Source organism: Paenibacillus sp. SER-28 (assembly GCF_052906305.1).
This window is the reverse complement of sequence record NZ_JBRECM010000013.1, coordinates 50,231-72,417: the sequence shown is the minus strand read 5'-3', so window position 1 is coordinate 72,417 and position 22,187 is coordinate 50,231. Positions and strand designations below refer to the sequence as shown.

The 22,187-nt window shown below is 39.9% G+C and carries 25 protein-coding genes and 1 pseudogene; 18 read left to right on the top strand and 8 right to left on the bottom strand.

From position 1 onward, the window contains the following. The first annotated feature begins 148 nt into the window (after positions 1 to 148). The 4 genes from ACUYLD_RS22725 to ACUYLD_RS22710 all read left to right on the top strand — a co-directional run bounded on the left by ACUYLD_RS22725 (position 149) and on the right by ACUYLD_RS22710 (position 3,778). The gene (locus ACUYLD_RS22725; RefSeq protein WP_446676050.1) at positions 149 to 598 is read left to right on the top strand and encodes an Imm63 family immunity protein; all 450 of its coding nucleotides are present in this window, start codon (positions 149 to 151) and stop codon (positions 596 to 598) included. Between the two features lie 133 nt (positions 599 to 731). Next, positions 732 to 1,715: an ABC transporter substrate-binding protein gene (locus ACUYLD_RS22720; RefSeq protein ID WP_446676049.1), complete on the top strand. Its 984-nt coding sequence runs from the start codon at positions 732 to 734 to the stop codon at positions 1,713 to 1,715. 33 nt (positions 1,716 to 1,748) lie between these two features. Further along, positions 1,749 to 2,774 (top strand): FecCD family ABC transporter permease, encoded by a 1,026-nt coding sequence (locus ACUYLD_RS22715; protein WP_235306290.1) that lies wholly within the window; start codon positions 1,749 to 1,751, stop codon positions 2,772 to 2,774. After that, entirely contained in the window at positions 2,771 to 3,778 is a 1,008-nt protein-coding gene (locus ACUYLD_RS22710) for a FecCD family ABC transporter permease (protein WP_446676048.1), read from the top strand. Before ACUYLD_RS22715 ends, ACUYLD_RS22710 begins: the two co-directional genes overlap by 4 nt. A 164-nt stretch (positions 3,779 to 3,942) precedes the next feature. On the opposite strand, the gene ACUYLD_RS22705 is transcribed toward ACUYLD_RS22710, so the two are convergent. Beyond that, positions 3,943 to 4,518: an NAD(P)H oxidoreductase gene (locus ACUYLD_RS22705; protein WP_254327448.1), complete on the bottom strand. Its 576-nt coding sequence runs from the start codon at positions 4,516 to 4,518 to the stop codon at positions 3,943 to 3,945. Between the two features lie 234 nt (positions 4,519 to 4,752). On the opposite strand from ACUYLD_RS22705, the gene ACUYLD_RS22700 reads away from it, so the two are divergent. Next, the gene (locus ACUYLD_RS22700; RefSeq protein WP_061830172.1) at positions 4,753 to 5,124 is read left to right on the top strand and encodes a winged helix-turn-helix transcriptional regulator; all 372 of its coding nucleotides are present in this window, start codon (positions 4,753 to 4,755) and stop codon (positions 5,122 to 5,124) included. Positions 5,125 to 5,224: 100 nt separating this feature from the next. On the opposite strand, the gene ACUYLD_RS22695 is transcribed toward ACUYLD_RS22700, so the two are convergent. Further along, positions 5,225 to 5,653, bottom strand: coding sequence for a VOC family protein (locus tag ACUYLD_RS22695; RefSeq protein ID WP_061830173.1), 429 nt, complete (start codon positions 5,651 to 5,653; stop codon positions 5,225 to 5,227). Between the two features lie 179 nt (positions 5,654 to 5,832). On the opposite strand from ACUYLD_RS22695, the gene ACUYLD_RS22690 reads away from it, so the two are divergent. Together ACUYLD_RS22690 and ACUYLD_RS22685 are read left to right on the top strand one after the other, a co-directional pair. Beyond that, positions 5,833 to 6,030 (top strand): DUF3934 family protein, encoded by a 198-nt coding sequence (locus tag ACUYLD_RS22690; protein WP_013310240.1) that lies wholly within the window; start codon positions 5,833 to 5,835, stop codon positions 6,028 to 6,030. A 115-nt stretch (positions 6,031 to 6,145) separates the two neighbouring features. After that, positions 6,146 to 6,838 carry a pseudouridine synthase gene (locus ACUYLD_RS22685; protein WP_446676047.1) on the top strand — a complete coding sequence of 231 codons (693 nt, stop codon included), beginning with the start codon at positions 6,146 to 6,148 and terminating at the stop codon, positions 6,836 to 6,838. Between the two features lie 54 nt (positions 6,839 to 6,892). Here the strand turns inward: ACUYLD_RS22685 and ACUYLD_RS22680 are convergent, their stop codons facing one another. Genes ACUYLD_RS22680 through ACUYLD_RS22665 form a run of 4 tightly spaced genes read right to left on the bottom strand, consistent with a single transcriptional unit; the run spans position 6,893 to position 10,887 of the window. Further along, positions 6,893 to 7,987: a GerAB/ArcD/ProY family transporter gene (locus ACUYLD_RS22680; RefSeq protein ID WP_446676046.1), complete on the bottom strand. Its 1,095-nt coding sequence runs from the start codon at positions 7,985 to 7,987 to the stop codon at positions 6,893 to 6,895. Positions 7,988 to 8,000: 13 nt separating this feature from the next. Further along, complete coding sequence (locus tag ACUYLD_RS22675; protein ID WP_250261428.1) at positions 8,001 to 8,228, bottom strand: hypothetical protein; 228 nt, start codon at positions 8,226 to 8,228, stop codon at positions 8,001 to 8,003. A gap of 11 nt (positions 8,229 to 8,239) precedes the next feature. Next, entirely contained in the window at positions 8,240 to 9,442 is a 1,203-nt protein-coding gene (locus tag ACUYLD_RS22670; RefSeq protein ID WP_446676045.1) for a Ger(x)C family spore germination protein, read from the bottom strand. A gap of 14 nt (positions 9,443 to 9,456) precedes the next feature. Beyond that, positions 9,457 to 10,887, bottom strand: a complete 1,431-nt coding sequence (locus tag ACUYLD_RS22665; protein WP_446676044.1) for a spore germination protein — start codon at positions 10,885 to 10,887, stop codon at positions 9,457 to 9,459. Positions 10,888 to 11,099: 212 nt separating this feature from the next. Here ACUYLD_RS22665 and ACUYLD_RS22660 point away from each other — a divergent pair. After that, a pseudogene (locus ACUYLD_RS22660) lies at positions 11,100 to 11,213 on the top strand (AraC family transcriptional regulator); the annotation flags it as partial. 245 nt (positions 11,214 to 11,458) lie between these two features. Continuing rightward, positions 11,459 to 12,301 (top strand): alpha/beta fold hydrolase, encoded by an 843-nt coding sequence (locus ACUYLD_RS22655; protein WP_446676043.1) that lies wholly within the window; start codon positions 11,459 to 11,461, stop codon positions 12,299 to 12,301. 139 nt (positions 12,302 to 12,440) lie between these two features. On the opposite strand, the gene ACUYLD_RS22650 is transcribed toward ACUYLD_RS22655, so the two are convergent. After that, positions 12,441 to 13,043: a TetR/AcrR family transcriptional regulator gene (locus ACUYLD_RS22650; protein ID WP_254327442.1), complete on the bottom strand. Its 603-nt coding sequence runs from the start codon at positions 13,041 to 13,043 to the stop codon at positions 12,441 to 12,443. A gap of 188 nt (positions 13,044 to 13,231) precedes the next feature. On the opposite strand from ACUYLD_RS22650, the gene ACUYLD_RS22645 reads away from it, so the two are divergent. The 7 genes from ACUYLD_RS22645 (at position 13,232) to ACUYLD_RS22615 (ending at position 19,280) form a co-directional block, all read left to right on the top strand. Continuing rightward, positions 13,232 to 14,437 carry an MFS transporter gene (locus ACUYLD_RS22645; RefSeq protein ID WP_446676042.1) on the top strand — a complete coding sequence of 402 codons (1,206 nt, stop codon included), beginning with the start codon at positions 13,232 to 13,234 and terminating at the stop codon, positions 14,435 to 14,437. A 379-nt stretch (positions 14,438 to 14,816) separates the two neighbouring features. Beyond that, a complete protein-coding gene (locus ACUYLD_RS22640) occupies positions 14,817 to 15,089 on the top strand; it encodes a DUF6809 family protein (protein WP_446676041.1) in 273 nt (90 codons plus the stop codon). A gap of 210 nt (positions 15,090 to 15,299) precedes the next feature. Continuing rightward, positions 15,300 to 16,517, top strand: coding sequence for a WXG100 family type VII secretion target (locus ACUYLD_RS22635; protein ID WP_061830183.1), 1,218 nt, complete (start codon positions 15,300 to 15,302; stop codon positions 16,515 to 16,517). Between the two features lie 21 nt (positions 16,518 to 16,538). Beyond that, positions 16,539 to 16,871: a hypothetical protein gene (locus ACUYLD_RS22630; protein ID WP_061830184.1), complete on the top strand. Its 333-nt coding sequence runs from the start codon at positions 16,539 to 16,541 to the stop codon at positions 16,869 to 16,871. 511 nt (positions 16,872 to 17,382) lie between these two features. Further along, positions 17,383 to 17,946 (top strand): MarR family winged helix-turn-helix transcriptional regulator, encoded by a 564-nt coding sequence (locus ACUYLD_RS22625; protein WP_061830185.1) that lies wholly within the window; start codon positions 17,383 to 17,385, stop codon positions 17,944 to 17,946. Between the two features lie 60 nt (positions 17,947 to 18,006). Further along, the gene (locus ACUYLD_RS22620; protein ID WP_446676040.1) at positions 18,007 to 18,975 is read left to right on the top strand and encodes an acyl-CoA thioesterase/BAAT N-terminal domain-containing protein; all 969 of its coding nucleotides are present in this window, start codon (positions 18,007 to 18,009) and stop codon (positions 18,973 to 18,975) included. Then, positions 18,939 to 19,280, top strand: coding sequence for an acyl-CoA thioester hydrolase/BAAT C-terminal domain-containing protein (locus ACUYLD_RS22615; RefSeq protein WP_446676039.1), 342 nt, complete (start codon positions 18,939 to 18,941; stop codon positions 19,278 to 19,280). The genes ACUYLD_RS22620 and ACUYLD_RS22615 overlap by 37 nt, the downstream gene beginning before the upstream one ends. Before the next feature lie 308 nt (positions 19,281 to 19,588). On the opposite strand, the gene ACUYLD_RS22610 is transcribed toward ACUYLD_RS22615, so the two are convergent. Further along, positions 19,589 to 20,335, bottom strand: a complete 747-nt coding sequence (locus ACUYLD_RS22610; protein ID WP_446676038.1) for a class I SAM-dependent DNA methyltransferase — start codon at positions 20,333 to 20,335, stop codon at positions 19,589 to 19,591. Positions 20,336 to 20,674: 339 nt separating this feature from the next. On the opposite strand from ACUYLD_RS22610, the gene ACUYLD_RS22605 reads away from it, so the two are divergent. Both ACUYLD_RS22605 and ACUYLD_RS22600 read left to right on the top strand, forming a co-directional pair. Continuing rightward, complete coding sequence (locus tag ACUYLD_RS22605) at positions 20,675 to 20,965, top strand: hypothetical protein (RefSeq protein WP_446676037.1); 291 nt, start codon at positions 20,675 to 20,677, stop codon at positions 20,963 to 20,965. A 27-nt stretch (positions 20,966 to 20,992) separates the two neighbouring features. Beyond that, positions 20,993 to 21,136, top strand: coding sequence for a hypothetical protein (locus ACUYLD_RS22600; RefSeq protein WP_446676036.1), 144 nt, complete (start codon positions 20,993 to 20,995; stop codon positions 21,134 to 21,136). Positions 21,137 to 22,187: the final 1,051 nt, after the last annotated feature.

The window sequence follows — 22,187 nt, the reverse complement described above, 5'->3', positions numbered from 1 at the left end:
GGAAATCCCTCTATTCTAATTATCGTTTGCATCAAACAAAATTGTTAATGGTTGGTAAAAAAAGAGTTTGACTTCTTATTGCATCACTTGTGATCTAATTTAACTATGACTTGAATTTATTTAGCAGAGAAAGGCAAGGGAAAATCTGATGAAAAAAATATACAGTGAACAAGAAATCATAGATATGACTATTAAGCTGCTTGAACAAACTTCAATATATGAAGAGCAGTATGAGCAATATGTAAGACGACCTTTCCGTACGGATTTTTATGATGATCTTAGTTCGTATGTGCAAGTAGGCAAGCGGGGTTATACGCTCCAGATGTATGAAAGAGGCATACAGATGCTAAACAAGCTTACGAAAGATGTAGAGGATGTGATTTATTGGATTATCGAAGATACGATTCACATCATTGCTCATCTAAATCTGCTTCGCAAATATAAAGTGGATAACATAAATACTCATTTAAAATATACCAAGGAGATCATGAAGGAGCTGACAACTGTAATGAACAAAGCCTTTTATGAAATTGGAGGAATCTATCAGGAATGGCATGAAGCAAATAGAAGAGGGGAGCTGGAGAACCCATTAAAGTAAAACATAAAACTTAAAGAAACAGTTGACAATCAGTGAGGTAAAATTTACAATTTGATATTAGTGATAATGATTATCAATATCACTAATTTTAAGTATGTTTTGCACTTACTATATTTCAAAGGAGATTTACAACATGCATCGTATGATGAATAAGAAGTTTCACATGATTTTATGTGCACTATTCGTAGTGATTTTCGTTATTTCAGGTTGCGGGAATGCTGGCAGTTCCTCTGATTCATCTGCTAAACCCGCGTCGTCCGTGAAGGAAGAGGCAAGCAGTGATTCTGATACGCGTACAGTCTCTACGGTAAAAGGAGACGTGAAGGTGCCCGCTAATCCTCAACGGGTAGTCGTGAACTGGTATGTTGGCGATGTATTTACACTAGGGATTAAGCCAGCCGCAGTCATGGGGTGGAAACAAGAAACGATGCCTTTTTACGATAAGTTTAACGACATTCCCAATATTGAAAAGTGGGAAACTGAGGAAATTATGAAGTATGATCCTGATCTCATCATTACATATGATACAAAGGATTATGATAAGTTGTCTAAAATTGCGCCTGTTCTTGTAATACCTGAGGATAAAATGACCTCTATAGAACGTTTGAAATTCCTTGGTCAGGCCACAGGACATGAAGCAGAAGCAGACAAAGTGATTTCACTGTTTGAAAGCAAGCTGAGTCAGGCCAAAGAAAAACTAAATTCCGACATATTCAAGGACAAAACGTTTAGCATTTTCGAGGATTGGGGCAGTGGCTCTTACGGAATATATTATGAAACAGGCTCACGTGGAGGAACGTTGCTTTACAATTATCTGGGACTTCACAAACTGGAAAAGCTCAACACATTGGTTAAAAATTCCGGAGAGAGTCGGGGTTCTTTATCCTACGAGGTAGCTGCTGAATACTTTGGAGATTATGTCCTTTGGTTTAAGCAGGAAGGCAAGGAATCTGAATATGCGAAGACAAAAATCTGGAGCAGTATTCCAGCCGTTAAAAACGGACATATCATCGAAATTCCAGCGAAATATGCAGGACTGTTCTATTATTCGGACGTTGCTAGTATGACGGGACAGCTAGATTATATTATTAGCAAATTGCTGGAACAGACTAAGTAACGATGCATAATTGACCAACTAAGGGTGTAATCGATGTCTACTCACAAAGAACCAAATAAAAAAGGAATATTTCATTTTGTAAGCTACATGATCGTGGGCGTGTTCCTGCTCCTGCTGGTTACCGCAGCATCTATTACCTTTGGTGCTGCGGAAATGAGCCTGAAGCTGGCATGGGGTGCTATATTTCAGTTTGATCCCAACATTACAGAACATCAGATTATTCACACCTTGCGTTTTCCACGAACCGTGGCAGATATCATTGTAGGGTGCAGCTTGGCTGTGTGTGGGGCAATTATGCAGGGAACCACTCGCAATCCACTAGCGGATTCGGGACTTATTGGCATAAGTTCTGGCTCGACATTTGCTATTGCGTTATGTATGGCCTTTTTGCCTGGTCGCACCTACGGAGAAACCATGCTGTATTCTTGTCTAGGTGCAGCAATCACTACAGGCATTACGTATTACATCGCATCTATAGGCAAGCGAGGAATGACGCCTCAGCGACTGGTGCTGGCAGGAATGTCCATCTCCATGCTTTTTGGTGCGTTTAGTACGTTTATCGCTATTAAGTATGAGATTGGCCAAGCCCTTGATTACTGGTCTGCTGGTGGTACAGCCAGTGCCAAGTGGGGTGAATTAGCTTTCATTGCGCCACTGTTTGTAGTGGGTTTGATCTGTGCCATCGTGCTTTCTCCCTCGATTACGATTTTGAGCTTCGGGGAGGATGTGGCATCAGGCTTGGGTATTCGTGCAAACAGGATTAAGTTGTTTTCAACCTTAATTGTATTAATTCTAACGGGGTTATCGGTTATTGTGGTCGGCCCTGTTGGCTTCGTTGGTTTGATCGTGCCACACATTATGCGCCATCTGGTCGGAACGGATTATCGGTATATTATCCCAGCCTCAGCTTTGTATGGAGCAGTCTTTCTGTTGGCGGCGGATTTACTCGGACGTCTGATCAATCGTCCTCACGAAACACCCCTTGGCATTATTTTTGCCTTGGTGGGCGTACCCTATTTTCTCTACCTTGTGCGCAAGCAGAGGAGGGAGTTTAGTTGAAACTGTCCCGTAATACCAGGGGGATTAGCATTATTTTACTGTTAGTAGTGCTGACGCTGCTAGTGGCTGTACTTAGTATGAATGTTGGGAAAATGAACCTAACTCCATTCGAAGTTTTCAAGGTTATCATTGGCGAAGGAACGAGCAAACAGAACCTGATCGTGTTTGACTTTCGACTGCCACGTATTGTGCTTTCTATATTGGTAGGTATTGGCATGGGGATATCAGGCTGTATTATGCAAAGCTTGCTCAAAAACGACATGGCCAGTCCGGGAACACTCGGCATCAGCTCAGGCTCAGGGTTATTTGTACTTATGTATATTACGTTGTTCGCTAGTGAAGGATTGCTATCGCCTATTCTTCTTCCTGGGCTGGCTTTTGCAGGCGGCCTTTCGGCAGCATTTATGATTTTTATGTTTGCTTTCAGGCGGGGAAGAGACATCTCGCCTACAGGCTTAATTTTAACTGGTGTCGCTATGGGCAGTGGCTACAGCGCATTATCTCTGATGTTGACACTCCGGCTAGACAAGCAACAGTATGACTTTGCTTTGAGATGGCAGGCTGGAGACCTGTGGGGGGACGACTGGAGCAATATTATGGTGCTGCTCCCATGGGTGCTTATCATCTGTTTTTACGTTTTTTACAGGTCTAACACACTCAATACGTTGAATTTGGGGAATCAGACAGCATCGGGCCTCGGCGTAGCAATTAAAAGGGAGTTTATCGGCTTGACGATTGCTGCCGTTGCGCTTGCTTCTGGTAGCGTGGCACTTGGCGGAAATTTCTTTTTTGTAGGCATGGTCAGCCCCCATCTAGCGCGCAAGCTAGTAGGGCCCGATCATAAGCTATTGCTACCTACGACGGCATTCGTTGGTGCACTCGTCATTTTGATTGCTGACACACTTACTCGGACGATTAGTTTTGGGGCAGATATTCCAACCGGAATTATTATCACCATACTGGTCACCCCTTATTTCCTTTACTTGCTGTCGAAAGCCAGTTAAATGCAGATAAATGAAAAGACGCTAACCCATGTCCATAGAAAAAATGGCTAGGTTAGTATCTTTTTTTGTTACTACTTAGGTCTCCTTATGGAAAAACAATTCTTTCTCACATTCTGTTAGGATTCCCGGCCTTCGTGTTGAAGGGTGGGGATTGTAAATAAAGCCTAATCCTTGGCATAATTCAAACCCAAGTGATAAGCTTGGCCCAGCAGCATTTCAAAATGACCGGAATTTGAACTCAGGGTCTCATATAAGAATTCAACCTTGGAATTGGAAACCCCGCAATAATCTGCAATTCCCACATTCAGCAAATGAGTAATCATTTCATCATACTTACGCTTTTTCATCTGTTCCTTCGAAACTCCGGCCAAGCCAATCCACAAGACATGCTGATGATGCAGGTAATTCGAACCGTACGCAAACCCATTGTTCCATACGCGGTCAATATAACCCTTCAGCATAGCTGGCAAATTCCACCACCAAAGAGGAAAAATAAATGCCACTGCATCATGCTCCTTCATCCGCCTCATTTCCATTTCTACTTCAGGGGAAAAGGACTGTTCCGCAACTGTCAAATCCGGTTCATCTACTCCTTTTAAAATAGGATCAAAACTAATCCCATGCAAATCCAATATCTCATAATCGTGGCCTGCATCGGCAAGACCCTGTACGAAACGATCAGCAACCTTAAAGGTCAAGGAATCTTTTCTCGGGTGTGAAACAACGGTTAATACTTTCATGCTTCTTCACTACCTTTCTCAATAGCTTACTTCTAGGAATGCTCAATGCTTGATGCTATTATATACAGTAGGAAAATAATCTGGAAGTACGCACTTCTAAGTTCTATAGGATGATACAGGTGCCATAGGAACATGGAAGTGCCCTAGGTAGATTCCCTAGAAACTGATCTGAGTAATGAATTGAAGTGATGGGTTGTTCTGAGCAAACGAAGCCTTCTAAAGGAGGATTAAGAAATGACTGAACAGATAAAAAATAGGGTTCAAAAGAAGTATCAAGTTGGAGTGGAAGCGGCTTTAGAGGTGATGGGAGGGAAATGGAAGCCTTTGATTATCTACCATCTGATGACAGGACGGAAACGAACATCTGAGTTTCGTCGGTTAATACCCGGCATTACACAAAAAATGCTGACTACTCAGCTCAGAGGCCTAGAAAAGGATGAGATCGTTACACGAAAGGTTTATAATGAAGTCCCTCCTAAAGTGGAGTATGAGTTAACGGACTACGGCTGGGGATTAAAACCCGCGCTAGACCATTTATGCTACTGGGGAGAGGATCACTTAGATAAGATCCATGGAGACAAATTCAAGGTCTTGGAAGAATTCTAAGGCTGCTGTATAGAGTAACTTCAAGCTAATATTAAGCCCTCACAAAGCATTCAGTCAGAATAGCTTGTGAGGGCTTAACTGTCGTAGGTTATATAACAGACTAACTGTCGGTCATTCCGTTATCATAGCTTAACTGCCATTCAATTCCGAACTTATCTTTAAGGCTACCGTAACATTTACTCCAAAATGTTTCTTGAAGTTCCATGCTTACGGTTCCTCCTTCTTTTAACTTATGAAAGTACGATCGAATTTTCTCTTCGTCCTTATTGACGATGGCGAGGCTGATGTTGTTTCCGGCTACGAAAGGCATACCAGGAAAAACGTCTGAGAACATGACATTACTACCATCAATTTGAAGCCGCGTATGCATGACCAAATTTTTGGCTTCTTCAGGGAGAGGATAATCGGGGTTGGGTGGTGCTTCACCGAACGTCATGATTTGTGGTTTCTCAGTCCCAAATGCCTCTGCGTAAAACTCCGCTGCTTCACGACAATTTCCATTAAAGTTAAGATAAACATCAACAGACATGTGTTTCACTCCTTCAAGAATCATTATTTACTTGCAAACAAACAAAAATACAACAAGATCCGTTTTGCGAAAGTATTTGCGGCTTAACATGTTCAATTTTTAAAAGAAATGGGCATGATGATCAAAGTAATGGTATGATAGCTTAGTTAAATCTGAACGACTAGTAATGGAGTGATCATATGGGTGGAAAAAGCAAGGGCGGCGGAACCGGCAGAGGTACAGGTAGTAAGGGCTGGACACGCTGGAACAAAACTGCGAAGCCAGTAAGGACAAAAAGCGCTTCTACAAGCGCACCGGGAAGCAAAGCGGCAGGTGGCACAAAAGGCGGCACAGCCAAACCAACAAGGAATAAAAGCGGCGGCAACAGTAGCAAATAAGCCGGGAAAGTATAAGTTGTCGTAAACGTCGAACATCTGATTAAGCAAGAACAATCAGGTGTTTTTTTAATTATTTTACTTAAACTCGCATATTATAATCAGAAGCAGGTGAATTGTGAGAATTAACAAGTACATCAGTGAGACAGGATTTTGCTCACGTCGGGAAACCAACAGGCTGATTGCAGCAGGACGAATTACAATTAATGGAAATGTTTGTGAAGCGGGCGCGGAAGTAGAGCCACAGGATATCGTGCTGATTGATGGAGAAGCTATTCCGCTTAATTCCAGTGAACCTGTATATTTGGCTCTGAATAAGCCTATAGGCATTGTTTGTACCGCAGCGGAGCAAGTGGCTGGCAATATTATTAGTTATGTCAATTATCCTTCGCGGATTTTTGCCATCGGCAGGCTGGATAAAGCGTCAGAGGGACTCATTCTATTAACCAACGATGGAAGCATTGTCAATCAAATGATGCGTTCCGAAAATGGTCATGAGAAGGAGTATGTAGTGACTGTAGACCAACCTGTTACAAACGAGTTTACGCATGCCATGTCTTGTGGCGTTGAAATATTGAACGTCATTACCAAACCGTGCAAGGTTGATCGTACGAGCGAATACGAGTTCCGCATTATTTTGACGCAGGGTCTGAACTTGCAAATTCGCAGAATGTGCAAGGCCTTGGGGTACAGGGTGCTAAAGCTGGAACGTGTTCGAATTATGAATATTACCTTGGATCATCTGGAACGTGGGCAATGGAGACATCTTGAAAGGGAGGAATTGGAGTTGCTTCTTGCTAAATTGCAATAATAAGTACAACAAAAGTTTATTTGAGAACAGTATGTTCATATAGCCAACGCAACTTTAGTGATAATTTTTACGTAAATTCAACGATACCTTACCCACCAGCCATAGCACAATAGGAAACACGATACCGAAAATCATGGCGTAAAAAGGCCATACTGAAAAAAACTTGATTAAAAATTGCATATTTGGCCAAATAGAATGAACCATTGCCAATGCGATTAGGATCAGAGGAACTAAGAGAGAGTTAGCGCTTCGAAGACGAAAAGCATCTGCAAGCCCTTGCGCTGAAACATATAAAAGCAGTGCGAGTCGGAAAAAAATGGTGACAAACCAGAACACTGCAACGAAAATTTCAAACCGTTGAAGAAACTCTCCGTTACTGATTGTTCGGTTAATAAAAAAAGTAGGAAATGTCAAATTAGATACAACACCTTCACTCATCACGGCGATTATTTGTAGAACCATGAAAAAATACATGCCGCCGCTAATCAAAGCACAAGTTATCACTGTCTTTCTCCACTTTTTTGGATCGGGGATGTGCTGTGCAAAAAAAAGATACAGAATTGCCTCAAGGTAGGGAAAGGCAAACAAATTGAACGAAGCGAGAACGATAGGGTTCAAACCATACTCAAAAATAGGGAGCACATTATCTATGGTGGTATCAGAAAGAAGGGTAATCCTGACCAACAGATACAGAACCAGAAGGAAAAAAAATAGGATTTCCGCACAACGGCCAATTACAGCAGGGCCTGATCGAACGGCAAAATAAATGACTATAAGCATGATGAAATATATCGCGTCGGAGGGAGTTTCCGGCATAATAGCTATCGTGATAAAGTCGCCCAGATTTCGAAGTGTCATAATGAACACAAGAAAGGGAAAGAAAAAAATGAAAACGATGCTGATCGTCCCGCCCAAGGGACCGAAGAGGCAACGGAGATGCTCTACGAAAGATTTCCCCTGCATTTGCCTAGCGATGGAGGCATATAAAGGTATCAATAACAGATGGAAACCTAAGGAGACTGGGATGGAGAGCCAGGCATCTTGTTTTGCGACAGCGGTAATTACCGCTGGGAGCACCAGATATGCGCTTCCTATTTGATACAATGCAAACCACAAAATAGCTTGTCGAACCGTCAAATTGGAGTTCATTCCAATACCCCCCTTAAGATAACATTTCTGTAAGTAACCGACTTATTGGTTGAAATAGGATTTGAATGCCATTCAGTGGAGTCGGCAGTTTAATGTTGGCGATCCGTAGGATAATCAATATAACGCCTATAATCAACAATATCGAGCTGAATACAATTTCACGCACATATTGTTTCTCCTTGAATTTTTTAAACTCATACAAAGATGTTAAAATGGAAGTTACGAGAATCACATAAAGCATTGCATTCACTCCTAATTGTGTATTCCCATATCGATTGGACTGGTAATGTCCCCGAACCGGACTAAACGATAATTGAGCTGAATATCCACTTTAAGCGTTTGAAATTTTTGTGGCCAATCCTCTTTCCATTTATGCCATTCACGTGGGAACTTGCGGTGAAAAGCTTCTCCAAACCCGAATATATCGGAACCGATTTGTTGTGCGTACGAAATGCCCTCCTTCAAAGATTGTTCCAGATGCTCTTTAGCTGATTCTTGAAGATCTCTAAATGTCTCTTCATTCTTAAGGTTGGCATTGCACGAGACCGTTCCGATATTGGATTCTGTATCCACAATAAGAGAAATGTGCGGCTCATGATCTATTATTTTTGGATGCATCTTTACTTTGGAACGGATTACTTCAACAACAAATTTTCCTTTGGAATTCGGACAATCGATGGAAGCTACGGTGCTGGAAACACGATTGGATATATAGGTAAAGGCTTTACTTTGTGAATCATCCATCCAATTGATAAGTCGGTCTCCCTTGAAAACACCAATTCCAGTAAAAAAGTATTTAACATGTTGGGGCGATTTTGTCACATTATCAATAGTTAGACCTTTTTCTAGGTTTGTCAGTCGAATACCGGTGAGAACCGGTTCAATGCCATCATCTGTGAAACTCTGTAAAATATCTTTCACATTGACCGCGGAAGTTGGAGCCCATGCTTTTTCAGAAAGCCTTAATGCCTTATACATATCCATTGCAGGCAAGACCTCGGTTGGAGTTACAAAAGTAACGGCCTCCTTTGCCGTGTTTCCTCTGACAACGGCCAAATAGAAATCAGGCCGAACTTCATGATCACGGAACAGAAAGTCCAGCGGCTCCTTGATTCCTTTTTTTGCCGTTTTTTCATCAAAAATGACAAACTTTAAGTGAGACATATACATTTTTCGGGACGATTCCGTTGTTAATTTTCGAATAGCTTCAAATATGGTATCGGCGCGTTTGGAAAAAACGATCGTTGGCGTCCGTTCCATGGGGGAATTCTGAGACATTTTCGTTGGGTCAACCACTTGTAAACTGACTTCATATTGGTCATCAACTGCATCAATGCCCAGAGCCATCACGACGGAAATTGCGCTCAATTCCTTACTGTTCCAGCAACCCGTAAGAAACACCATTAGCCAGACGGACATAATCAGTAATAAAATGGTGGATCGATACGAGTTCATGATGGTCTACTCCTTTAGTTTTTGCGATGTTTTTTGTTAGTTCTATATGGAAAACGCAATATGGCGTCCCTCTGCTCAGACGATTTGTAATTGGCAAAGGGACTTAAATACGGTACACCGAATGAATGAAGCCCATTGAGATGCACAAAGAGCATGAGAATACCAACAGTCAATCCGTACACACCAAACATAGCGGCTATGCCTATGAAAGCGAAACGTAATATCCGGATTGGAATGGCAAAGGTGTACGAGGGAATGACAAAGCTCGAAATGGCAGTTATTGCAACAACAATGACCATAACAGCCGAAACGATGTTTGCTTCTACAGCAGCCTGGCCGATCACTATTGACCCGACAATAGAAACGGCTTGACCGACCGTCCGTGGCATACGAAGACCTGCCTCCCTCAGAATTTCAAAAACCACTTCCATGATCATCGCCTCAATAAATGCTGGAAACGGAACTCCTTCACGTTGCGCGGATAAGCTTAATAACAAAACTGTTGGAATCATATCCTGATGAAATGTCGTTAATGCGACATAAATGGCCGGAGCCAACATACAGATTGCCAGGCATATGTACCTTAATATTCGAATGATACTACTGTAAATAAAGGATTGATAATAATCTTCTGCGGATTGAAGAAAGTCTACAAACACCGCAGGTGCAAGGATGGCGAAGGGAGATCCATCCACAAATATCGCAATTTTCCCCTCCATAATTCCTGCTGCAATAGAGTCTGGGCGATCAGAATTATAAAAGATCGGAAATATCGTGAGTTGTTTATTTTCTTGGAGACATTCTTCCAAATATTCGCTTTCAAGCACACCTTCTACATGCATGTTCTTTAACTTGGATATCATGTCCTGCACCTTTTTTGGGTCAGCGACCCCATGCAAATACATGACCGATATATCGGTCTTGGTTTTTTCGCCAACTTTTATGGTAGTTAGACGTACTCTTGTATCCTTCACCCTTCGACGAGCCATAGTCGTATTCGTACGTAAAGTTTCTGTAAACGACTCTTGCGGACCTCTGACCACAGGCTGTGTCTTCGAATCTGTAATGCTGCGTTCTTCCCATCCAGGCAAAGAAATGATCAATCCTTCATCCATATCGTCCAGGAGTAGGAGAAGACCACCTGAGAGGATCTGTTCCAAAGCATCTTCAAAGTTTTGAGCAAAGCTTGCTTCACCAATGTCCAAAATTGCGTTTTTCAATAACGGTAAAGTGATCTCGTCAGAGGAGACACGATCATGCAACGGACGGATCACATTGTCCTGTACCTTTTGCATGTCAGTCATTCCGTCCAAATAAAAAAGTGCGGCGTGTTTATGGCCAGCTGTGATTTCACGAACAATAAAATCCGAACTGTTTCCCATGAAGTCACAAATGAGATCGATATTCCGGCATAATTGTCTTGAAAATTTGGTATGTAACTTCATTTTCACCCTCCTCAGATACGTAGTATTAACAATAATCCAAAATAATACCACAATAATCCATAAATGCGTTTGTTGTCGGTAAGGTCAATGACATCTTAACGGTGGAGGATTCGGGCTAAGTAATTTTTAAAAGACAGCTGCGGATAACAAGAAACTCTTGGATAAAGGGAATTTTGATATAGCAAACAGCGTGAAAGAAACCAATTGTGTGAGATATTTATTCAGCAGTTGCAGAATGTGGCTTAGTTGACTTAACCCATTTAAATAAACACTTTAAAAGTGTATATGGAACAACAGCATTTGAATATATGTCCCATTTAAATTGAGGAGGAGGGCATTGAATCCGTTTATATTAGAGTCCATTCAAGCTTAAACTGTTGATGTGAAAAATAAACGTTTTCCTGAAGAAAAACATACATTTACGATGAAGAAGAGGAACTGAAAGTACTTTATGGAGGTAAGTGATGAAGATAATTCGCATTCATTTCTAAATTATTTTTCGATTACTGTAAACACAGACTAATATTCTGTGTTTTTTTGTTTTATATATCATTGAGGGGAGGAATTCTACATGAACGAACAACTCATAAAAAGCGATGGAATAGTAATTTGTACTGACAGTTTCGGAAAGCAAGTTAACCCGGCAATATTACTGATTATGGGGGCTCAATCCTCACTGGTCTGGTGGGAGGAAGAATTCTGCCAGCGTTTAGCAGAGACAGGTCGCTTTGTCGTTCGCTATGATAACCGAGATGTTGGACGTTCTACAACCTATGAACCTGGGCAACCGGACTATACTTTCGAAGACATGGCAGATGATGCTATTCGAGTATTGGATGCGTATAAGATTGAGCAAGCGCATATTGTGGGCATGTCCATGGGCGGCATGCTGACTCAAATGATAGCTCTGCGACATCCAGGCAGAGTTCTAACCGTTACCCTCGTATCAACGTCCAATTTTGCTCCCGATCTTCCACCGATGGAGGAAAAGGTTATGGACTATTTCTCGAATATGGGAGCAATAGATTGGACGAACGAACAATCGGTGGTCGATTTTGTGATAGGTAGATCAAGAATTCTAGTAGGTTCAAAACACGCTTTCGATGAAAAAAAAGTTTATAAATTAGCAAAAGAAGAATGGAAAAGAAGCAACAATATAGCCAGCATGAACAATCACGCAATGCTGTCAGGTGGAGAATCCTATCTGGCTAGGACAAGGGAAATAACCGTCCCTGCTCTGGTTATACACGGTACTGAAGATCCGATTATCCCTTATGAACACGGAATCAATCTTGCTAACGAAATTCCGGGTGCGGTTTTACTTACATTGGAAGGAACTGGACATGAACTTCACTACGACGATTGGGATTTAATAATCGATTCTATTTCAAATCACACTTCGATACCCAATTAAGTCAAACTGATGTGTAGGATAGGCTGAATAAAGCCGTTTTTGAGAGAAGCAATCTTACTGAATAAAAAGGCAATCTCCTTTTTTAGGAGGATTGCCTTTTCTATTTGTATGCCCTTATTTCATGAAAACTGAGCCAGTCTCAGGCACAAGTATCCCAAAGCTCCATCAATTTGGTTATGGCTGCATCAATGTTGTCTAGGGGCACACCATCTCTGGCTTCCGTAGATATACCTTCTAGAAAGGTAACGAATAGTGTGGTTAACATGCTAACATTTGTGGATTCTTGAAGTTCTCCGTTCTTGGTAGCTCGCTCAATACGAGCATGGAACTTGTTCCTAGTCACTGCTCTTTGCCTGGTCAATAGTTCTCGAATATGAGTGTTTTCCGGCGAACAAGTATTTGCAGAGAATATGACTAAACAACCCAAGGGATGGGTCTGCTCAGTCTGCATGATTGCTGAACATCTTAAGGCTAATTCAATAGCTGTGCGCGATGAAAGTGAATAGTTTGTAAGGCTTGTCGATACTTGTCCGTATGTAGCCAAATACTGGTCCAGCGCTTCTTTGAATAATGCGTCTTTTGATTCAAAAGCTGCATAAAAGCTGGCTGAGGAGATGCCGCCCATCGCCTTTTTGAGCTGAGCCAAAGAGGTTGATTCAAATCCATGCTCCCAAAACAACATCATAGCTTGGGAGATCGCTTCGTCGCGACTGAATTTACGTGGTCTTCCGGTTCTAACCATGGAGTCGCCTCCTTTTATCTTGTACTTATATACTAATCGATCCAAAAGTAATTGACAAGACCGAGAGGCATCTTTAAAATATGGAATGATTGATCCATAATTGAAATAAAAGGAGGGCAAATCATTGGTATATGTGCTTGATTTTTCGCTTGAACTTGTTTTGAAATCGATATTAAGGAGCTGCGCTAATGTCCAGCAATAATTCTTCTACTACTGCAAAGATTGCTTCTTCCGTCTCATCTGAGCGCTTTCCCTGGCTTGGCCTGCTCGCTTTGGCTATGACAGGATTCATCTGTATTATGACGGAAACGATTCCGGCTGGTTTGCTTCCGCAAATAAGCAAGGGACTTTATATTTCAGACGCAATGGCTGGTCAACTGGTCACTGTCTATGCCATCGGTTCTTTAGTGGCTGCCATCCCTGTAGCTATAGTTACCCGCCAATGGCGGAGGCGTCCGCTGTTACTTCTGGCTATCTGCGGGTTTCTGGTTTTTAACAGTGTCACCGCAATTTCCTCTAGCTACATACTGACGCTGGCTGCCCGTCTGCTGGCAGGAGTTTCGGCTGGAGTTCTATGGGGGATGATCGGCGGTTACGCTCTCCGCATGGTCTCTGCTACATTGAAAGGGAGGGGGATGGCGGTTGCCATGGTTGGAACGCCCATCGCCTTGGCTATTGGTGTCCCGGCGGGAACGTTTCTGGGGAACCTTATGGGTTGGCGTTCTGTTTTTGGAATCATGTCGCTACTGACTGTTATACTGATCGCGTGGGTGCTTTGGAAGGTGCCTGACTATCCGGGACAATCCTCCGATAAGCAAGCTTCGATCTATGCAGTCTTCCTTACACCGGGGATTCGGCCCATACTATTGGTTGTACTGACCTGGATGACAGCACATAATATTCTTTACACTTATATTGCTCCATTTCTTGCGGCCAATGGGATAGGGGAGAGAGTGGGTCTGGCGCTGGCTTTCTTTGGCATTGCTGCTCTTGTAGGTATATGGATAACTGGCGTATTCATCGACCGTTGGCTGCGTAAGCTTGTCCTTATTAGTCTTATTTCCTTCGTCTTAATTTCTATTGCCATGAGCTTTAGCAACTCCAATGTCCTTATAATCTATATCATTGTTACGGTATGGGGTTTAACCTTCGGCGGCGCAGCAACGCTATTGCAAACGGCGCTTGCTCAGGCTGCAGGGGAGAGCAAAGTGGATATGGTGATGCCGATTAACACGACCGTATGGAATCTGGCTATCGCTGGCGGCGGGATGACTGGGGGTATTTTGCTTGAAACTTTTGGTGCGGGATCATTTTCATGGGCATTATTCATACTCTTATTCCTTGCGCTTCTCGTGGCTTGGGGTGGCAAAAAGTATTCGTTCCCTCCACAGTAATCTGGTAATTAGTGAGGCTTTTTGAAAAAAATTAGCTTGTTATGACTTCTAACGTTAATGAGTAGAAGATATGAAGTCCTGCTTATTTTCCAAGAAGGGCTGACTTCGTCCAGGACTTACTCAGGCAACCGGACCGAATCCGGCCACCCATACAGTATTATCCTCGATGTGGACGTGATTCTTTTTCACTGCGTTCATAATCGGTGTAAATCCTCTGGTCACATTTCAGATACTCGGCATTAGTCCTCAATTACCTTAGTGAAATATTCGCTAAAAATCAGTATTGATTTTTTACTGAGATATCCTTGTTTTTGAGGAACAAAATGCACTCTGTATTCGAACTCAAAACCTTATCTATATCATGAAGGAGAAGATGAATATGAGTATCTTAGAGGATTTATATTACGGAAAATGGTACCCAAGCGAACGAACCAAACCTAAAAACCCTGAGCTTGAACTAGTCCATCAGAAAATATCCGCTTCTATGAAAGCACTAAAAGCAAGACTGTCGGAACAAGATTACGAATTAATTGAAGAACTATCAGATTTAAATGATGTTTTGTTTTCTATATTATCCCCCTCAGATTATATTTCTGGATACAAAGCTGGTGCTTTGACGATGGTTGAAATATTTGATAGAAAAATCATCTAAACTAAGATAGATCCTAGTACTTTAAAGTTAAAAAAATGTATAGTTAAAAGGCTTTACATTGTGATTAAGGGGCACCAACGTTTAATAATATATAAGTCAGAGGTCGTAGGGATTAAGTCTTCTAATTCATATAACAATTAGTAATAAAGATGGTTTTCCATAAATATGAATAATGTTATTATGTCTTAATGAACTCAACCGAGGTAAATTATGACAACAATTAAAGTGACACCTGAACAACTTATAACTGTCTCTAAGAAATTTGAGCTTGCGCAGCAAACGGCGATGCAAATGAATAGTCAGTTATCGCAGCAAATTTCGTTTATGGAACGATTTTGGGAGGGGATAACAAAGGAGCAATTCTATTATAGATTCCAAACATCTCAGAAGAATATGGCTGACTTTGTTACACTAACAGATTCGATTGCTAGAGAACTACGGCAGCATGCAAATAAGTTTAGATTAACAGATATGATGGAGGATGGGAATCTAGACCCAGGTTGCTTGCCACCTCCACCGAATACTTGCACAGTTCCTGTTGCAGATACACGAAATGCGCTCCAGAAATCGGCGGATAGCTTAACGGAGCTTGGGCAGGATTTTGTAGCAGCTAATTCAGAACGATATGAGAAAAAATTTGATTCAGTCTGGAGCTTCCTAGATTATATGTCGTATGGCATTCCGAAGGGAATGTATCAAGGGTACATGGAACGGGCAGCTAAACAAAACGATTCATGGAATGACATGCTCAATTTCGGTACATTTGGAGTATCGGGCATGATTCAGGGAGCATTTAATCCCACAAATGCATGGTCAAAAGAACATATGGCAAATTTGATTGGTACAGCTGGTTTGATGATAGGTTCTACGACAACTAAAGCGCTGATTAAGCCCAAGAATATTTTGGAGGGATCTGTTAAGTATGAAGGTGCTAAAAGTACAAATATTTTAAAAGAAAGCGAACAGCACCCTGCTTTTGTAAGAGGGCTAAATACAGATATTGATGATATATTCAGAAAGAATCCTGATGATCCTTTAAAAGAAGTTATTGGATCTGGAAGAGAGTCACATCCACAAGAATGGAATAAAATTATTGATGAGTTACATTCAGAGGGAGTAGAAGTAATATATAAAGGTAACACAATGGCATATTCTCCTAGCAAGGGAGGGCCTGGCCAACTAATAATAGATGAAGATGCTTCTATAGGAGCGTTAATTCATGAGTATACTCATTACCTAGATGATTCAAAACAAGGATTTCCAGGAATGAGTTACCATTTTCAAACAATAAATCGTGTGAAGATGGAATTAAATGCATATATGAGAGAAATAAAAATTGCCGAAGATATGGGACGTAATGATATTGCAAATATGCTGTTTGAAAATTATATTCAAGAAAGAAGATTACTGACCAGTCACTTGAAATAAAAATAATTCAGGAGGAACAAAATGAATATAGTAAAAAAAATAGAAGAAGGAAAATGTTCAATACAGGAGTTAGAAAATTTGCTGGATGAAAAGAACCCCATAGTTTTATATCATGCATTGACCCATATCGGAAAAGAAGGCCTCCGTACAGAGGGAATTATAAAAAAGTTGAGTGAATTGTCTTCAAAAAGGGAACCTCAAGATAAGATGATAGGTCATTATAAAGTAGGAGACTTAGCAATAGCTACTATGATAAAACTTGGAGAAAAAGAAGATGAGATAACTGGGTTTAAGATATTAGATGAATTTGAAAAAAAGATGGTTTTCCGTTTATTTGAAGAAATCGAATGGTAATGCCTCCTGTTCGTTTGAATGAATGCACTTAATTCAAAACTTATTTCACCTCGAACCATGAGGAGAAATAAGTTTTTTTCATATCTAATGGAGGTGAACCAAATGAATAGAATACTTATTCAAGCTGTAGAGCGTTTGTATTCAATTCATTTTGAAAGTTTAGTCAAGTCCAAAATTCGCCGAAAACGTCGCTCTAGGAGAAACTACTTAGCTGCTGAGTGTGTAGAGTAAAAGCCTAACCAAAAATGGGTAACGGATATTACGCAATATTGAGTGGGCGAACGCTGGTGGTATCTTTCTGCGATAAGGACTTGCCAAAGCTTTTGCAAGGCAAAAGACGTGACCGGGCTGATCGTTCATAACGACTAGGGATTCCAGATACAAAATAACAATTGTTTATTTAATGTAGTAAATTTCCAAATGATCATTGTCACCATGTTGACGATAATACAAAATGCTGTTATTGTAATTATAGTCAGTATGGTGACAATAAAAAGAAAAGGATATATTTATGGAATATTCTAAAGCGCTTAGAGAGTTATATATAATGCAACAAACTTACGCTACTTTTTTTTCAGTTACTAATAAGTTGCAAATACAAGGCGACAACTATTTTGAGAAATTAACATCACGACAGTACATGATCATGCTGGCAATAGCTCATTTGCCAGAGGATGAAACGACACTTGTTAATATTGCAAGAAAGTTAGAAACAAGCAAACAAAGTGCACAAAAGCTTGTAGTCAATTTAGAGAATAAAGGATACTTGATTACGACACCAAGCAAACGGGACAAACGTGCCATTAACGTGGAAATCACGGAATTAGGGAAAAGAGTCATGCTGGAATGTGGTGAGAAAGCAATATGCCTAATGGCAGATATTTTTAATGAATTCACAACTGAAGAATTAGAAGTGTTATGGAGTTTATTGAAAAGAATATATGGTACTCACAACGAAGAGTACGTTGGTTTTGAGGAAGACGTAAATTATAAATTTGAAGACCTGGAAGGGTTTCAAGGAGCACAAATTCGAGCTTTAGATAGTTTTATTTTGCGGAGAAAACATTTTAAATGATGGAATTGAAAATAGGCAATATTTCCATTCAAGTTCTATATTTTCTTTGGAGGCTACGAGATGAAATTACAAGTACAACCAAGAGTTGCACTTATTGATGAAAAAATCGATTTTTGTGTCACAGGGTTACCACCAGAGGGCAAAACGAAAATAACTGCAACCATGCATTTTCCATGGGCAGTAAGTGAAAAGTATCAATCATTTGCTTGGTTTACTGCGGATTCAAATGGCAGTGTTGATTTATCAAAACACAAACCTGATTCTGGAACTTATGATTATATAGATAGTATGGGGCTTATTACTTCTTTACAAAAGATTAATAGTGAGGGAGGGAATATCGCTCTTAATATTTCAATAGATGATAGTGTATTTATTGATATAGTATGTGAAAATGGACAAGATCGAGAATGTATAAGACTAGAGCGTATATTCAAGTTACCGGAAGTGAAAAGACAACAGATCACTGATGAATTTATGGGAGAGTTATTTTATTCTGAAAACTCAAATAATAAAACGATTGTAGTATTGGGTGGATCTGATGGTGAACGAAGTGGTCTTTCGCTTTTGTCAGGACCATTGGCATCTAGAGGTTTTAATGTTTTAACCGTTGGATATTTCAATGAAAAGGGATTGCCTAAAAAACTAGAGGAAATTCCCCTTGAATATTTTGAAAAGGTGTTCTCTTGGCTTAAAAAGAATCCATTAACACGTGCTAATGAAATATATGTACACGGTACATCTAAAGGCGGAGAATTGGCGTTACTTTTGGCATCGCGATATAATTTCATTTCTAAAGTTGTGGCTTCTGCACCCCATGCATATTGTTTTCAAGCGTTGGATGGTTTGATGAGTGGTAAAAATGTTTCATCATGGTCATATGAAGGGAGATCATTACCATTTATACCCGTTGATAATGATATTTTTTACGATCATCAGCGTCATTGCTTAGAAAAGAATATACCTTTTGGTTTTACTACTACATATAAAAAAGTGTGGAAAGGGCAAGAAATAAAGAGGAGGCTCGAATAAAAATAGAGAATGCAAATGCAAATTTATTGCTAATTTCAGGCCATCAAGATAATATTTGGAATACTCACGAGGCATGTGTAGAAATAATGAGTATTTTGAAAAAAAACAATTATAAATACAAATACAATCTTTTAGATTATAAGGATTTAGGTCACTCATTACCATTACCGTTTATTATACCTTTAAGCGAAACATTGAACTTAAAAATGGGTGGAGGCGTTTTTACTTGTGGTGGTACTTTAAAAGGAAATTCTTTTGGTCAATCAGATTCTTGGCAGAAAACAATAGAATTTTTTATGAATTAGGGCGTGTCTTCAAACTCTAGGCAAGCCAAACCATAATGGTGGCCAAGGCAAAAAAAGACTTGAAAGTACACGCTAATTTATCATAGTGAGTTGCCAGACGACGATAAATTCTTTACTTTATTAAAGAAGCATTCCACCAAATAACGTTTTTTTTGTAAACGTCCTGATCATATTTTAGGGTGACTCGGCGATTTTTCTTTCCGGGAATCACTGAATAGCCTGTTGTTCCTTCAAAAACATGCGAATGACATGGATATCTTACGCGCGGTCGTCAAACACTTGGGATGAACATTCCGGGATTATTCGTTTTAGGCTCCATGTTTTCGACAAACAGTAATGATGGAAGGAGATAAAGGAGTAAACGGTGTTTTATCCCAGTCGGAATATTGATTTTCAATACAAAAGCCGCGGCTCGTTAATAAACGCTGAAGCGTGTCATTATCAGTAAAGCGACATGCAATTCGAGAAATTGTTTTCTCCGATCCCCAATCACGGAATGTGACCCAGTGCATGATCTGGTTACTTGAATCATACGACTGTGTCCCAGATATCTTGACTTTAATTCCATCTTTATCGATAAAATTTCCCCAGATGCTTTCCTCTTGGTTGGATAAATCGGTTCCCAAGGGATTTCGTGTTTCAAAAACAAATATCCCATTTGATTCTAGGTGCTTGTAGACGGTTTCGAGTAAGGCTCGTTGATCCTCATCGCTCAAAAATGCCTGGAATGCATTTCCTGTCAAATAAATCATGGAAAAACGCTTTTCGGAAACGAATGTACGAGCATCACCTTCAATAAAATCCACAGGCAAACCTTGAGCTTTAACCCGCGCATATTCAAGCATCGATGAAGAAATATCAACACCTGTTATATGTATCCCCGATTTTGATAAATGAATGGTTGTCAATCCTGTACCACATGCAAGTTCCAGAACCTCGCCTGGGTTCAATCTAGCCATATCAAGATAGAAATTGTATTTATTAGTCTCACCGCCAAATTCAAGATCATAATTAATCGGGTCTCGATACTCTTCAAGATTATCGTGATTTATCAATATGAATCATCCCTTCACTACACTACAGATTTCTTTAAATCATCCTTCATTATACCATCCATTCTCAGTTTTGCGATATATGGAAACCATGTTGATGTTTTATAAAAAAAAGGACTGACGCGCCAGCACTTTTAAAACAAAAAAGCCGCTAATTTAGCGGATCTGATGAGGCAATATCTTTTTACTGGACGAGAGCGTGTCTTTAAACCTAATTTAACATCACTTGAAGGAATTACACTACTAAGAGATACCATAACCCGTTTAAAAAATGCTGATTTGCATATACGTGATATTAAGGGAGAACTTTATATTGAAGAACGATAAAGGGGCAACGTTAAAATGGGAAAAATAATGGATGTTAGTTTAAGTTTTGAGTCAAAAGATGAAGGTACAATTATAGTAGGAACAAACAAAGGATTAGATCATTTAACCTACCCAGAAATAAAAAAAATGATAGGTAATAAAATTCTTATTAAATATGCAAATCAAAATGAAATGGTATTAAGCGTTGGCTCTGTTCAAATTTCAACTTCAATGGCTGAAAGGAAAAATATTGGAATATGCGTTGGTAAGTTAGCATCTCCTGATCTTGTTCAAGTGGGGGCAAGTATTTACAGTTTGGAACATTAATTAATATTTGTTTAAAGGAGGAATAAAATGAATATAGTAAAAAAAATTGAAGAAGGAAAATGTTCAATAGATGAGTTAGAAAATTTGCTAGAAGAAAAGAACCCCATTGTTTTATATCATGCAATGACACATATCGGAAAAGAAGGCATTCGTACAGAGGAAATATTTTAAAAATTAAATGGATTATCTTTAAAAAGGGAACATCAAGATAAGCTGTTAGGCCATTATAAGTTGGGAGACTTAGCAATAGCTACTATGATAAAACTTGGAGAAAATGAAGATGAAATATCTGGTTTTACAATTTTAGATGAATTTGAAAAAAAGATGCATTTCCGTCTTTTTGAAGAAGTCGATTGGTAAGTCTCCTGTTCATCTGGATAAATGTACTCAGTTAAAAACTTATTTCACCTCGAACGCTGAGGAGAAATAAGTTTTTTATATCTAAATGGGCGACTAAAAGAAAAGGATCGGGCATTAATGAGAGGGGATAAATGTTATTTATAGATTGAAGTTTGAATTGTAAGATAACTCATGATTGATGGCTATTCTGGATAGAACTAGTCGCATAAAATGGCATGAATATAAGCTTCGCAACACCCTGGAATTATTAGCATACTCCACAAGTTGCAAAGCTGTCGCACTTGTTTCAAAGTGGCGTTTATGGTATTATATTCCTGGATATCATTTCCCCGACTGCGTAGCCTAAAATTCGTTTCCACGCTTACCAACGACATAATATTCCTTTGTAATTATGTAAAAGCTTTCAAGTTCAACTCTAAAGTTAAAGTTTTCAATCGGTACGTGAAATGATAAAGAAGGGAGGGGAATTTGGGAATTGACTTTTGAGCACAAACAGTTCGAATGCACCATCTTGTATGAAGACGACTGTTATGGCTTGCCATCGGTGAATTAAGGCGCTGATATCCAAAAGAATGCCTGGAACCCGTGCAACGCAGTTTGCTGTATGTACCGTAACCAAGGTAATTATAAAAAGCCATTAACTGAAATTTATTGGGCGAAAATAAAAATGATGAACTGGCTAATTCGGCTTGATTCGAGTCTCCATTCAAAATTGAAAGCGGTTACAAGTTTAGGGGAGAAGCTATAAACATCTGCTGAAAATATTAAAAGTCCAAGTTTCGGAGCACCAACCTTCAAATAGGATACAAAATTACTAATTAAATCTATGCATAGGCAATTTGTAAACTGTTAATAGACATGA